The organism is Umezawaea sp. NPDC059074 (assembly GCF_042738955.1).
Classification (GTDB): domain Bacteria; phylum Actinomycetota; class Actinomycetes; order Mycobacteriales; family Pseudonocardiaceae; genus Umezawaea.
Window position 1 is genome coordinate 49,317 of the sequence record NZ_JBHYHC010000019.1, and the last position, 14,360, is coordinate 63,676.

Annotated in this window: 10 protein-coding genes; 8 read left to right on the top strand and 2 right to left on the bottom strand. The window is 72.5% G+C overall.

The window, feature by feature from the left end:
* Positions 1-102 precede the first annotated feature (102 nt).
* From nirB to ACFWW9_RS11735, 5 genes are all read left to right on the top strand, one after another.
* Positions 103-2,595: a nitrite reductase large subunit NirB gene (nirB, locus tag ACFWW9_RS11715; protein ID WP_390374828.1), complete on the top strand. Its 2,493-nt coding sequence runs from the start codon at positions 103-105 to the stop codon at positions 2,593-2,595.
* The gene (nirD, locus tag ACFWW9_RS11720) at positions 2,592-2,936 is read left to right on the top strand and encodes a nitrite reductase small subunit NirD (RefSeq protein WP_390374831.1); all 345 of its coding nucleotides are present in this window, start codon (positions 2,592-2,594) and stop codon (positions 2,934-2,936) included. Before nirB ends, nirD begins: the two co-directional genes overlap by 4 nt.
* Complete coding sequence (locus ACFWW9_RS11725; RefSeq protein WP_390374833.1) at positions 2,933-4,057, top strand: uroporphyrinogen-III synthase; 1,125 nt, start codon at positions 2,933-2,935, stop codon at positions 4,055-4,057. Before nirD ends, ACFWW9_RS11725 begins: the two co-directional genes overlap by 4 nt.
* Before the next feature lie 17 nt (positions 4,058-4,074).
* Positions 4,075-4,734 carry a sirohydrochlorin chelatase gene (locus ACFWW9_RS11730; protein ID WP_390374836.1) on the top strand — a complete coding sequence of 220 codons (660 nt, stop codon included), beginning with the start codon at positions 4,075-4,077 and terminating at the stop codon, positions 4,732-4,734.
* A gap of 65 nt (positions 4,735-4,799) precedes the next feature.
* A complete protein-coding gene (locus tag ACFWW9_RS11735) occupies positions 4,800-5,156 on the top strand; it encodes a tetratricopeptide repeat protein (RefSeq protein WP_390374838.1) in 357 nt (118 codons plus the stop codon).
* A 35-nt stretch (positions 5,157-5,191) separates the two neighbouring features.
* On the opposite strand, the gene ACFWW9_RS11740 is transcribed toward ACFWW9_RS11735, so the two are convergent.
* Entirely contained in the window at positions 5,192-5,521 is a 330-nt protein-coding gene (locus ACFWW9_RS11740; protein WP_390374841.1) for an MGMT family protein, read from the bottom strand.
* 242 nt (positions 5,522-5,763) lie between these two features.
* Between ACFWW9_RS11740 and ACFWW9_RS11745 the strand changes: the two genes are divergently transcribed.
* The 3 genes from ACFWW9_RS11745 (at position 5,764) to ACFWW9_RS11755 (ending at position 13,821) form a co-directional block, all read left to right on the top strand.
* Positions 5,764-6,726 (top strand): chitinase, encoded by a 963-nt coding sequence (locus ACFWW9_RS11745; protein ID WP_390374844.1) that lies wholly within the window; start codon positions 5,764-5,766, stop codon positions 6,724-6,726.
* Between the two features lie 350 nt (positions 6,727-7,076).
* A complete protein-coding gene (locus ACFWW9_RS11750) occupies positions 7,077-10,262 on the top strand; it encodes an ATP-dependent helicase (protein WP_390374847.1) in 3,186 nt (1,061 codons plus the stop codon).
* A gap of 31 nt (positions 10,263-10,293) precedes the next feature.
* Entirely contained in the window at positions 10,294-13,821 is a 3,528-nt protein-coding gene (locus ACFWW9_RS11755; protein ID WP_390374850.1) for an ATP-dependent helicase, read from the top strand.
* On the opposite strand, the gene ACFWW9_RS11760 is transcribed toward ACFWW9_RS11755, so the two are convergent.
* Positions 13,811-14,344, bottom strand: coding sequence for a hypothetical protein (locus tag ACFWW9_RS11760; RefSeq protein WP_390374853.1), 534 nt, complete (start codon positions 14,342-14,344; stop codon positions 13,811-13,813). The genes ACFWW9_RS11755 and ACFWW9_RS11760 overlap by 11 nt on opposite strands.
* Positions 14,345-14,360: the final 16 nt, after the last annotated feature.

Here is a 14,360-nt window from a genome sequence, read left to right on the forward strand (position 1 = left end):
ACGTGCGGTGTGAGTTCGCGTTAACGCCCGCGCAACACCCGTGCACCTGGCACGACACGGTTCCCGGTGAGCATTGGCCGGGCGGAGGGAGGATTGGTTCACATGACGCGAACGCTCGTCGTGGTCGGCCACGGCATGGTCGGACACCGCCTGGTCCAGGCGCTGCGCGACCGGGACGCCACCGGCCAGTGGCGGATCGTCGTGTTCGCCGAGGAGAACCGCCCCGCCTACGACCGCGTCGCGCTGTCGTCCTATGTGGACAGCTGGAACGCCGACGGCCTGGCGCTCGCGCCGCACGACCCGGAGGTCGACCTGCGGTTGGGCGATCCTGTGCGGAGCCTCGACCGCGCGGGCCGGACCGTGACCACAGCGAGCGGCGTCGTGCAGCCCTACGACGTGCTGGTGCTGGCCACGGGCTCGTACCCGTTCGTGCCGCCGGTGCCCGGCCGCGACCTGCCGGGCTGCCACGTCTACCGCACCATCGAGGACCTGGACGACATCCGCGCCACCGTGGCCAAGGCGCACGGCGGCGGGCGGCGCGCTGGCATGGTGCTCGGCGGCGGACTGCTCGGCCTGGAGGCCGCGAACGCGTTGCGCGGCATGGGACTCTCCCCGCACGTCGTCGAACTCGGCCCGCGGCTGATGCCGTTGCAGGTCGACGAGGGCGGGGCCGGGCTGCTGAAGCGGCTGGTGGAGAAGCTGGACCTGACCGTGCACACCGGCACCTCGGCGTCGTCCATCGAACGCGACGGCGACCGGCTGTTCGCCAAGCTCTCCACCGGGCTCGAACTGGACCTGGACGTCGTCGTGTTCTCCGCGGGCATCCGGCCGCGCGACGACCTGGCCCGCGAGTTCGGCCTGGAGGTCGGCGCGCGCGGCGGGATCGTCGTGGACGACAACTGCCGCACGTCCGACGAGAACGTCTACGCCATCGGCGAGTGCGCGTGCGTGGGCGGGATGGTCTACGGGCTGATCGCGCCCGGCAACGCGATGGCCGACGTCGTCGCCGACCGGCTCCTCGGTGGCAGCGCGGTGTTCCCCGGCGCGGACACCTCCACCAAGCTCAAGCTCATGGGCGTCGACGTCGCCAGCTTCGGCGACGCCCACGCGGCCACCGAGGGCGCGCTGGAGGTCGTGGTCAACGACGCCGTGGCGGGCACGTACGCGAAGGTCGTCGTGTCGGACGACGCGAAGACGTTGCTGGGCGGTGTCCTCGTGGGCGACGCGGGCGCGTACCCGTTGCTGCGCCCGCTGGTCGGCCGCGCCATCCCCGGCGACCCGGTGACGCTGATCGCCCCGTCGTCCGGCGGCGTCGAACTCGCGCTGCCCGCGGACGCGCAGGTGTGCTCGTGCCACGCGGTCACCAAGCAGGACATCACCGACGTGATCCACTCCGGCGAGTGCTCGGACGTGCCCTCGCTCAAGGCGTGCACCAAGGCGGGCACCGGCTGCGGGTCGTGCGTGCCGATGCTGAAGAAGCTGCTGGAGGAGTGCGGGGTCGAGCAGTCCCGCGCGCTGTGCGAGCACTTCGACCACTCGCGCGCCGACCTGTTCGAGATCGTCCGCGCCGCGGGCATCACGACGTTCAGCGCCCTCATCGCGAAGCACGGCCGCGGCCGCGGGTGCGACCTCTGCAAGCCCGCCATCGCCTCCATCCTGGCTTCGCTCGACCGCGGCCACGTGCTCGACGGCGAGCAGGCGACGTTGCAGGACACCAACGACCGGTTCCTGGCGAACATCCAGCGCAACGGCACGTACTCCGTCGTCCCGCGCATCCCCGGCGGCGAGATCACCGCCGAGAAGCTGATCGTCATCGGCGAGGTCGCACGGGACTACGGCCTGTACACGAAGATCACCGGCGGCCAGCGGATCGACCTGTTCGGCGCGACCGTGGACCAGCTCCCGGCGATCTGGAAACGCCTGGTGGACGCCGGGTTCGAGTCCGGTCACGCGTACGGGAAGGCGTTGCGGACGATCAAGTCGTGCGTCGGCACGACGTGGTGCCGGTTCGGCGTGCAGGACTCGGTCGGCCTCGCCATCGAGCTGGAGCTGCGCTACCGCGGCCTGCGCGCCCCGCACAAGATCAAGTCCGCGGTGTCCGGCTGCGCCCGCGAGTGCGCCGAGGCCCGCAGCAAGGACTTCGGGATCATCGCCACCGAGAACGGCTGGAACCTCTACGTCGGCGGCAACGGTGGCTTCACGCCCCGGCACGCCGACCTGCTCGCGACCGACGTGGACACCGAGACCCTGGTCCGCTACGTCGACCGGTTCCTGATGTTCTACGTGCGCACCGCCGACCGCTTGCAGCGCACCGCTTCCTGGATCGAGGCCATGGACGGCGGCCTCGACCACCTGCGCTCCGTCGTCGTGGACGACAGCCTGGGCATCTGCGCGGACCTCGAAGCCGCCATGGCCGTGCACGTGGCGAACTACGCCGACGAGTGGCGCGGCGTGCTCGAGGACCCCGAGAAGCTCTCCCGCTTCAGCTCGTTCGTCAACGCCCCCGGCACCCCGGACCCCACGATCTCCTTCCGGGAGGAACGGGGGCAGCGGGTTCCGGTGGCGCTGGGCATACCGGAGGTGGTGGGCAGATGACCGCGGTGGTCGACCTGACGTGGACGGCGGTGTGCGCGTGGGACGCGCTCCAGCCGGAGGCCGGGGTGGCGGTCCTCCTGCCGGACGCCACGCAGGTGGCGGTGTTCCGCACGTTCGACGGCGGCCTGCACGCCGTCGCCAACGTCGACCCGTTCAGCGGCGCGGCGGTGCTGTCGCGCGGCATCGTGGGCGATCGCGGGGGAGTGCCGGTGGTGGCGTCGCCGATCTACAAGCAGTCGTTCGACCTGCGGACCGGCGCCTGCCTGGACGACCCGACCGTCTCGCTCGCGGTCCACCCCGTCCGGGTGCTCGACGGCGTCGTGCAGGTGGGGTCACCGTGATCTCCCTCGACGTCGCCCCGCTGGCCGGCTACACCGTCGGCGTCACCGCGGCGAGACGCGCCGACGAGCTGGCCGCCCTGCTGGAGCGCAAGGGCGCCACGGTGATCCAGGCCCCCGCCATCCGCATCGTGCCGCTCCCGGACGACGCCGAACTGCTCGCCGCGACCCGCCGCCTGGTCACCGAGCCGGTCGACGTCGTGGTCGCCACGACCGGCATCGGCTTCCGCGGCTGGATCGAGGCCGCCGAGGGCTGGGGCCTCGGCGCACGGCTGCTGGACTGCCTGAGCCGCACCAGGCTCCTGTCCCGCGGCCCGAAGGCCAAGGGCGCGGTCCGCGCCGCGGGCCTCACCGAGGCCTGGTCGCCGGACTCCGAGAGCAACGCCGAGCTCCTCGAACACCTCCTCCGGTCCGGTGTGGACGGACAGCGCATCGCGGTGCAGCTGCACGGGGAACCGTTGCCCTACTTCGTCCGCACGCTGCGCGAAGCCGGTGCCGAGGTCGTGGAGGTGCCCGTCTACCGGTGGACCGGCCCCGCCGATCCCGGCCCGCTGCACCGGTTGCTGGACGCCGTGCTGGCCAGGCAGGTGGACGCGCTGACGTTCACCAGCGCCCCGGCCGCCGCGAGCGTCCTCCAGGTCGCCCGCGACACGGACCGCTTCTCCGCGCTGGTGGACGTGCTGCGCCGGGACGTCCTCGTGCTCGGCGTCGGCTCCATCACCGCGGGCCCGATGGTCGACCTCGGCATCCCCGTCGTGCAGCCCGTGCGCGCCAGGATCGGGGCCATGGCACGGGAACTGACGCTGGCGCTGCCCGAACGCGCCGTCCGCCTGCGGATCGCGGCCCGCGAGATCGAGCTGCGCGGCCAGGCCGTCGTGGTCGACGGCGAACTCCGACCCGTCGCCCCCGCGCCCATGGCCGTGCTGCGCGCGCTGGTCGGCGCTCGCGGTCGGGTCGTGTCCCGCAAGGACCTGCTGGCCGCGTTGCCCGGCGGCGGGGAGGAGCACGCCGTGGAGACCGCGATCGGCAGGCTCCGCACCGCGCTGGGCGAACCCAGGATGGTGTGCACCGTGGTCAAGCGCGGCTACCGGATGGCCATGGAGCCGTCCGGTGTCGCGGTCTGAGGGAGAGGGGACCGGCGGTGACGCTGGTGGTGGTGGCGCACGGAACCCGTGACCCGCGCGGAGCCGCGGTGATCGAGGAGATCGCCGCGCTGGTGCGGGCCAGGCTCGGCGACGTGCCGGTCGAGGTCGCCTACGCCGACGTGCGGCAACCCGACGTCACAACGGTTCTGGGCCGGGTGGACGGTCCCGCGGTCGTGGTGCCCGCGTTCCTCGCGGCCGGCTACCACGTGCGCGTCGACGTGCCCCAGCAGATCACGGCCAGCGGCCGCCCGGACGTCGTGGTGACCGAGCCGATCGGCACGGCCCTGCTCCCCGTGCTCCGCGAACGCCTCCGCGAGGCGGGCTGGCAGCCCGGTGACGCCGTGGTGCTCGCGGCGGCGGGCTCGTCCGACCCGCGCGCGCTGGCGGACGTCACCGCCGTCGCCCGCGCGGTGAGCGCCGAGGTCGGCTACCTCGCCACCGCGTCCCCGACCGTCCCGGAAGCCGTGGCGGCGCTGAAGGCCGAGGGCCGCCGGGTCGCCATCGCCTCCTGGCTGCTGGCCCCCGGCCTGTTCCACCAACGCCTGGCGGACGCCGGGGCCGACGTCGTGGCGGACCCGCTCGGCGCGCACACCCGCGTCGTGGACGCCGTCCTGCTCCGCTACTACGAGGCGCGCTGCTTCCTCCAGGTCGCCTAGGAATAGGTTGACCAGTCAACTGGTTGATCCGACCGTAGCCACACACGGCAGAGGAGGAGTCCGACATGTCCGACGTGTTCGAGCTCGTTCGTCACGGCCGCGAATTCCGCGCGGCGGGCGACCCGAGCAGGGCGGCGCGCTTCCTGGCGGAAGCGGCCGAAGCCGTCCCCACCGACCGTTCCGTCCTGACCGAGCTGGCGCTGGCGCACTTCCAGTCCGCCTCGCTCGGCAACGCCGAGCGCGTCCTGCGCAGCCTGCTCGACCTCGACCCCAGCGACGGCTACGCCCGGCTGCTGCTGGGCCGCACGCTGAGCAGGCAGAGCAGGCACACCGAGGCCCTGCCCGAACTGCGCCTGGCCGCTGCCCTCACCGGCGACCCCGACGTCCACGCCGAGGTCGCCCGCGTCGAGGCCCGCGTCTGATCGAATGCCCCCTCCGCGGAGGGGGCATTCGCTTGTCAGAACAGGCTCGGCGGCTCTTCCTCTTCCTTCGCCTTCACCGCGTCCTCCCACCGGTAGGTCCGCAGGTTGACCTTCCCGTCGTCCGCCAGCACACCTTCCTCGGCCAGCCGTTGGAGCTGCTCGTCGGCGATGTGCGGCGCGCAGGTCCCGTTGGCCCGCAACACCCGGTGCCACGGCAGGTCGTGGCCGTCCATGTTCAGCACCTGCCCCACCAGCCGGGGCGACGGCGCGCGCGACAGGTCGGCCACGTCGCCGTAGGTCGCCACCCGACCGCTCGGGATCTTCCGGACAACCTCGCGGATCAACTCGTGCAGCTGCTCGTCCACACCGCAAGTGTGGCAGTTGGAACTCCGGTGACCGGGCCGGGTCGGGGTCACGTCCCGGCCACCGAAGGGGCTCTGGTGGTGGTGAACGGGCTCACACCGCCCGTCACGAACACCAAAATGGCCTAGACCACTCCCACTGTCAAGAAGGTTCCCAAATTCCCCTCCGGAATCCCTGGCGCCCGCACCGCTCTGTGGTCTATACCAATAGGAGCCGCCGCCCGTGGCCAACGGAGGTCCCTGACATGTCCCCCCGTTCTCGCAAACTGCTGTCCCTGCTCGCAGCCGCGGGCTCCCTGCTCGCCTTCGCCACCCCCGCCAACGCGGCGGCCACCGTCACCGTCGCGCCCTACGTCGACATGGGCGCCTGGCCCACCCCGTCCCTGTCGGACATGGCGACCAAGGGCAACCTCAAGAGCTTCACCCTCGGCTTCGTCACCGCCTGGGGCTGCAAGGCGAGCTGGTTCGGCGCCTACGACCCGCGCACCGGCTGGCAGGCCGAGGAGATCGCGAAGATCCGCGCGGCGGGCGGCGACGTCAAGGTCTCCTTCGGCGGCGCGAGCGGCATCGAGCTGGCCCAGAACTGCACCACGGTCACCACCCTCGCGAACGAGTACGACGCCGTCGTCAAGGCCTACAAGCTGAACTACATCGACCTCGACATCGAGGGCGCGGCAGTAGCCGACCCCACCTCGGTCACCCGCCGCTCCCAAGCCTTGGCGATCGTCCAACAACGCAACCCAGGTCTGAAGATCTCCCTCACCCTGCCGGTACTGCCGGAAGGCTTGGACGCCAACGGCCTCAACGTCGTCAAGGCAGCGAAGACAGCAGGCGTCACCCTGGACCTGGTCAACATCATGGCCATGGACTACTATGCGGGCCCCAAGGACCAGGGCGACCAGGCCATCAAGGCCGCGAAATCAACCCAGGCCCAGATCAAGACCCTCTACGGCCTCTCGGACGCCGCAGCCTGGAAGAAGATCGGCGTCACCCCGATGCTCGGAGTCAACGACTCCCGCAACGAAATCTTCTACACCTCGGACGCCACCCAACTCGTCACCTTCGCCAAGTCGGTACACCTGGGCATGCTCTCGTTCTGGGAAATGACCCGCGACCGCAACGCCTGCAACGGCAGCCTCGTCAACTGCACCAACGTCCCGCAAACCGCCTACCAGTTCTCAAAAATCTTCGCGGGCTACACCGGCTGACCACACCTGCTGTGTGACTGCCTGACCGAGCACACACCTGCTGTATGACTGCCTACCGGCGCACGCCTGCTGTTGAGAGGCCGGCTTTACTTGGGGGATTTGAGCCTTAAAATTAGTCGGGCTTCCGGCTTCTCCACCTGCCGTTTTGGCCCGACCAAGGCTCAAATCTAGGGGCCCCAAGTCAAGCCGGCCGTCGCCAACACCCTTCCAACGATGCCGCAGCCCAGACCCTTCCAACATTCCGGGAGCAGGACCCCAAGCCCCCTCACCCCACGTGAACCCAAAACTACGCTGGGCCACCTGGCGGGTGCTCCCTCGTCTTGTCGGTGCAACGTGGTTCCATCATTCCCGTGGTCGCCAACTCTTCCCCCTTGCTGGTGCGCCGGTCCCCCGAGACCAGCCCCCGCCCGGAGTGGGACGACCCCGCCCGCAAGGTCTTCTCCCACCCCTCCGGCTTCCTCCGCGTCCTAGGAGGCCCAGGCACCGGCAAGACCACCCTCCTCGCCGAAGTAGCAGCCCAAAGGGTCCTCACCCAAGGCGCGGACCCCGAGAACATCCTCGTCCTCACCGCCAACCGCCAAGCCGCGGTCACCATGCGAGCCAGGATCACCCGCCTCCTCACCGAGGCGAACCCCACCGACACCACCCTCCGCACCGTCCGGGAACCCCTCGTCCGCACGGTCCACTCCTACGCCTTCGCCGTCCTCCGCTCCCAAGCCGTCCTCGCGGGCGACCCCCCACCCCGCCTCCTCTCCGGCCCGGAACAGGACGCCCTGGTGAGGGAACTCCTCGCGGGCGACATCGAAGACGGCGCCCTCAAGTGGCCCGAACGCCTCCGCCCCGCCATCGGCCTCCCCGGCTTCACCGCCGAACTCCGCGACCTCCTCCTCCGCGCCACCGAACGCGGCCTCGGCCCGGAGGACCTCCTGGAACTCGGCTACGCCCAGGGCCGCGACGAGTGGATCGCCGCGGGCCTGTTCGGCAGGCAGTACGAGGAGGTCCTGCTCCTCATGGGCGGCGACTCCTCCCCGAACCTCGCCCCCGCCCTGGACGCCGCCGAACTCGTCGACAGCGCCCTCCTCGCCTTCCACGCCGACCCCGAACTCCTGGAGGCCGAACGCCGCCGGGTCCGCCACCTGTTCGTCGACGACGCCCAGCACCTCGACCCCCAGCAGTTCGAACTCCTCAGGCGGATCGGCGACACGGCTCACGAGTTCCTCCTCGCGGGCGACCCGGACCAGGCCGTCTTCTCGTTCCGCGGCGCGGACCCCGACCTCCTCGCCGACGCCGACCCCGAGGACCGCGCCACGGTCGTCCTGACCCAGGGCCACCGGATGACCCCCGAGGTCCGGGCCGCCGTGCACGGCTTGGCCGCCCGCCTGCCCGGCCGGTCGCCTGCCCGTGAGGTCCTGGGCACGAAGGGCGAGGGCACCGTCCAGGTCCGCCTGCTGGCGTCCGCGGCCCAGGAGGCGAGCTGGGTGGCCGACCAGCTCCGCCGCGCGCACCTGATCGACGAGGTCCCGTGGTCGGAGATGGCCGTGATCGCCCGCTCGGCGACCAGGTCGCTCCCCGTCCTGCAACGCGCCCTGCTCGCGGCGGGCGTCCCGGTGGCCGTCCCCGGCGACGAACTCCCGCTGGCGCAGCAGCCCGCGGTCCGCCCGCTGCTGGCCGTCCTGCGCTGCGCCGCCGCTCCCGGCACCCTCGACGAGGACACCGCCGCGATGCTGCTCTCGTCGGCGCTCGGCGGCGCGGACCCGTTGGCCCTGCGTCGCCTGCGCCGCGGCCTCCGCCGTCTGGAGATGGCGGCGGGTGGCGACCGTCCTAGCGGTGAACTCCTGGTGGAGGTCATCGAGTCCAACGACCGCCTGGCCGCGCTGGAGGACGCCGAGGCGGCCCCGGCCCGGCGGATCGCCGGACTCATCACCGAGGCCCGCAAGGACATCGCCGCCCACCGCAGCGTCGAGGTGGTCCTCTGGAACCTCTGGCAGAACTGCCACCTGGAGTCCCGCTGGGTGGCGCAGTCGTCCCGCCGGGGCACCCCCGGCATGCAGGCGGACCGCGACCTGGACGCGATCGTCGGCCTGTTCGAAGCGGCGGCGAAGTACGTGGACCGCCTCCCCGGCTCCACCGTGGAGGGGTTCGCCGACTACCTGGCGGCGCAGCAGATCGCGGGCGACTCCCTCGCCGCGTCCGCTCCGGTCGGCGAAGCCGTGTCCGTCCTCACCGCGCACGGCTCGGCCGGTCGCGAGTGGACGGTCGTCGCCATCCCCGGCGTGCAGGAGGGGAGTTGGCCGGACCTCCGGCTCCGCGGCTCGATCCTCGGCGTGGAACGGCTCGTCGACCTCGTCGGCGGCATGGACCCGGCGGACAAGGTGTCGGCCGTGGCCCCGCTGCTGGCCGAGGAGCGACGGCTCCTGCTCGTGGCGGCCAGCCGAGCCCGCCGCACCCTCATGGTCAGCGCCGTCCGAGGTGAGGACGAACAACCCTCCCGCTTCCTCGACGAACTCGACGACCTCACCACCGACGCCGTCGAACGCCCGACCTTCACCCCGGAACGCGGTCTCGTCCTGGCCGAGCTGGTGGGCGAACTCCGGCGCGTCCTCTGCGACGACGACACCGAACCCGAGCGCCGCCAACGCGCGGCCGTCCAACTCGCGCGCCTGGCCGAAGCGGGCGTGCCGGGAGCGCACCCGGACTCCTGGTACGGCCTGCCGGACGTGACCACCGGCGTTCCACTGTGGACGGAGGACCACACCGTCAGCGTCTCGCCGTCCACCATCGAGGTGTTGGCCAAGTGCCCGCTGCGCTGGGTGGTCGAGCGCCACGGCGGCCAGGACCCGGCCGAACTCGCCTCCATCACCGGCACTCTCGTCCACGCCCTCGCGCAGGCGGCGGCCAGCGGCGCGGACGAGAAGGAGCTGCGCGTCAAGCTCGACGAGGCCTGGAACGCGGTCGACGCGGGCGCCCCCTGGTTCTCCCGGCGGGAGCGCATCCGGGTCGAGAAGATGCTGGACACCTTCCTCGACTGGCTCACCTCCAGCCGCACGCAGCTCACGCAGGTGGCCGTGGAGGAGGAGATGCTCGTCGACGTCCCCAAGCAGGAAGGCGGGCCCTGGCTGAAGGTCCGGGGCCGCGTGGACCGCCTGGAGACCGACGACGAGGGCCGCCCGGTGGTCGTGGACCTGAAGACCGGCAAGCAGCCCGTCTCCAAGGACGACGCCCAGGCCCACCCCCAGCTCGCCGTCTACCAGCTCGCCACCTCCCTCGGCGGCTTCACCCACCTCGGCCTGGGCACCGAGCCCGGCGGCGCGCGGCTGCTGTACGTCGCCAAGGAGGACAAGAAGACCGGCGCCGTCGAACGCTCCCAGGCCCCGCTGGACGAGCAGGGCGTCCTGGTCTGGCTGGAGGCCGTGCAGGACGCGGCGGGCTCCAGCGTCGGCCCGGACTACACGGCCAGGGAGAACGTGGACTGCGACCGCTGCCCGGCCCGGACGGCGTGCCCGGTGCACTCGTCGGGCAGACAGGTGGGACAGTGACGTCCGTGGACGTCGACCTCCGGACCAGGGCATGAGCTTCGCCAGCCCGTTCGAGGTGGCAGCCGCTCTCGGCCTGCCCAAACCCACCCCAGAGCAGGCCGCGGTGGTCGCGGCTCCGGTCGAACCGGCACTGGTCGTCGCGGGCGCGGGAGCGGGCAAGACGGAGACGATGGCCGCACGGGTCGTGTGGCTGGTCGCCAACGGCATCGTGACCCCGGACCAGGTTCTGGGCCTGACGTTCACCCGCAAGGCCGCCCGCCAGCTCGCCGAGCGCATCCGCCTGCGCCTGCGCCGCCTCGCGGGCTCGGGCCTGCTGGACGAACTCGACCCCAGCGGCGAGCGCCGAGCCGCGGTGCTGACCGCCGAACCGGTCGTCCTGACCTACCACGCCTACGCGGGCCGCCTGGTGACCGAGCACGGCCTCCGGCTCCCGGTGGAGCCCGGTGTCCGCCTGCTCACCGAGACGTCGTCGTGGCAGCTCGCGCACCGCGTGGTGTCGACGTGGACCGAGGACCTGGACACCGACAAGATCCCCGCGACGATCACCGGCTACCTCCTGGCCCTGGCGGGCGAACTTGGTGAGCACCTGGTCCAGCCGGAGGCGCTCAAGGAGCACGCCGAACGCCTGATCGCGCTGATCGAGAACGCCCCCAAGACGGCCCGGCAGAAGGACGGCCTGCCGGAGAAGCTGCGCGACATCATCGCCGCCCAGCGCCTGCGGGTGAACCTGCTGCCGCTGCTGGAGGCCTACCAGCAGCGCAAACGCCGGGAAGCGGCGATGGACTTCGCCGACCAGATGAGCCTCGCCGCCCGTCTCGCCAGCGAGCACCCGGAGGTCGCGCAGGGCGAGCGCGAGCGGTACCGGGCCGTGCTGCTGGACGAGTACCAGGACACCGGGCACGCCCAGCGCGTGCTGCTGCGGTCCCTGTTCGGCCGGGGCGAGCCGATGCCCGTCACGTCCGTCGGCGACCCGGCGCAGGCGATCTACGGCTGGCGCGGGGCGAGCGCGGCGAACCTGCCCCGGTTCACCACGGACTTCCCGGCGGGGGAGGACAAGCCCGCCACGAAGTACGGGCTGCTGACCAGTTTCCGCAACCCGCCCGAGGTGCTGACGCTGGCCAACGCCGCCTCCGCGCCGCTGCGCGCGGCGGGCCTGGACGTCGACGAGCTGCGGGCCCGCGACGGGGCCGGGCCGGGCGACGTGCGGCTCGCGCTGCTCCCGGACGTGCGGCAGGAGCTGGACTGGCTGGCCGACTCCGTCGCGGAGCTGTGGGAGGAGCACAAGAACGAGGAGGACACCCCGCCCACGGCCGCCGTGCTGGTGCGGCGGCGGGCGGACATGGGCGCCATCGCGGCGGCGCTGCGGGAGCGCGGCCTGCCGGTCGAGGTCGTCGGCCTCGGCGGCCTGCTGGACGAACCCGAGGTGCGCGACCTGACGAGCGCCCTGCGCGTGCTGGTGAACCCCCTGGCGGGCACCGCCGCCGCTCGGCTGCTGACCGGATCCCGGTGGCGCGTAGCGGCTTTCGACCTCGCCGCCCTCTGGCAGCGCGCCCGTGAACTGGCAGGCGCCCCCAGCCGCCAGTCCGTTGTGGACGATCCGCTGTCGGTCCTCGCGGACGCCCTGCCCGGCGAGCACGCCGAACAGGCGGGCCTGGCCGACGCCCTGGACGATCCGGGCGACCCGGCCGCGTACTCGCCCGAGGGCTACCGGCGCGTCCGCAGGCTGGGCGGCGAGCTGGCGATGCTGCGGCGCAGGCTCGACCAGCCGCTGTCGGAACTCGTCGCGGACGTGGAGCGCACGCTGCTGCTGGACATCGAGTCGATGGCCCGCCCCGGCGGCGTCGGCCGCGCGCACCTGGACGCGTTCGCCGACGTGGTCTCGGACTTCGCCGCCGCCAGCCCGTCGGCGACCCTGCCGTCGCTGCTGGACTACCTGTACACGGCCGAGCACGCCGAGGACGGCCTGGAGCCCGGCGAGGTCGAGGTCGCCGAGAACCGCGTGCAGATCCTGACCATGCACTCCGCCAAGGGCCTGGAGTGGCACATCGTCGCCGTCCCGCACATCGTGAAGGACGTCTTCCCCGGCCGCCGCAAGACGTCCTGCTGGCTCAAGGCCGTCGCCGAGCTGCCCGCCGACCTGCGCGGCGACGCGGCGGACCTGCCGAAGCTGCGGATCCCCGGCGGGGCGAACCGCAAGGAGGTCGAGGACGCCCTCACCCTGCACGCGGAGGAGTTCGAGGAGCGGCGGCTGGTCGAGGAGCGCCGGCTCCTCTACGTGGCGCTGACCCGGTCCGAGCACAGCCTCCTGGTGTCCGGGCACTGGTGGGGCGAGACCGGCGAGAAGGTCAAGGGCCCATCGCCGTTCCTGGTCGAGATCCACGAGGTGCTCAAGACCGCGGACCCGTCACCCGGCGACATCGTCACGTGGGCCGACCCGCCCGCCGAGAACGAGTCGAACCCGCTGACCGGCGAGGTGAAGACGGCCGAGTGGCCCGCCGACCCGCTCGGCAAGCGGCGCGTGGCCGTCGCGGCGGGCGCCGAGATGGTGCTGGCCGCGCTGGACCTGCGGGTCGAGTCCGCCCGCCAGGCCCGGTACGAGCCGCCCGTCGACGACGACGCGCCACCGCCCGAGGACCCGCCGGACTTCGAGCCGCCCCCGGACGACGAGTACGACCTGCCGGAGCCGCCCGAGTTCGACGACGGCCCGCCGCCCGAGGACGAGCCCGAACCCGACTTCGACGTCCCCGAACCCGCCCCCGCCCCGGTCGTGGCCGACGTCGAGGCTGAAGCCGTCGAGGAGCAGCCGGAACCCGAGCCCGTGGTCGTGGACGAGCTGGACGAGGTCGCGCCGCTCGACGAGGAGGACGACCTCGACCCCGAGGGCTGGTCGCGGGACGTGGACGTGCTGCTCGCCGAACGCGCCGCGGCGGCCAACCGGCGTGAGCGCGTGGTCATGCCCGAGCACCTGTCGGTGAGCCAGCTCGTCGAACTGGCCGCGGACCCGGACCAGCTGGCCCGCAGGCTGCGCAGGCCGCTGCCGTTCCCGCCCAACCCGATGGCCCGCCGCGGCACGGCGTTCCACACGTGGCTGGAGAAGCGGTTCGGCGCGAGCAGGCTCCTGGACATCGACGAACTGCCCGGCGCCGCCGACGACGGCGCGGCACCGGACACCGAGCTGGAACGCCTCCAGCGCGCGTTCCTGGCCAGCGAGTGGGCCGACCGGATGCCGCACGACGTCGAGGTGCCGTTCGAGGCCGAGGTCGACGGGATGTCCGTGCGCGGCCGGATGGACGCCGTGTTCGCCGACCCGGACGGCGGCTGGACCGTCGTCGACTGGAAGACCGGGGCCGTGCCGGACGCCGACAAGCTGCCCGCGCTGTCCGTCCAGCTGGCCGCCTACCGGCTCGCGTGGGCGTCGCTGGCGGGCGCGGACGTGGACAGCGTGCGGGCGGCGTTCCACTACGTGCAGCACGACCACACGCTGCGGCCGACGGACCTGCTGGACGCGGACGGCCTGCGAGCCCTGATCCGGTCCGTGCCGGACGGCTCTAGGACGTGACGCGGGAGGCCGGGACCTCTTTGAGCACCCGGTCGTAGAGGACCTCGAGCAGCCAGCGGCCGAACAGCGACGGGCCGAACTCGGTCGAGCGGTCCTCCGGCGGCACGAGCAGCTCGGCCGCGCCCGATTCCTCGACGGCCACGACACCGATGCCGTAGTAGTCGAGTTCGATGAGGGGCCACGACTCGCGCCCCTGCGGGCCCGGCAGGACGACCGCGCACGGCGCGAGCGTCATCAGCGTCCCGCACGACTGGAGGGCGCGGTCGACGGTGGACTCGCCGACGAGGACGCCGACCAGTTCCACGGCCGACACCGGCAGCTGGTCGTGCACGGTCGGCTCGAACCAGGAGCGGAACCACGACGGGTCCGCCTGGGGCGGCCAGCCGTTCGCGGTCCGCCACTCGTGCACGTCGTCGCGCACCCGCACGACAGCCGACACCTGGTGGCCGAGCACGGCCACGTCGGGTACGACGATGCCGCGCCAACCAAGTGCCGTCGCGGCTTGGTGGAGGAGCGGTTGCACTCGGGCATCCTATGGG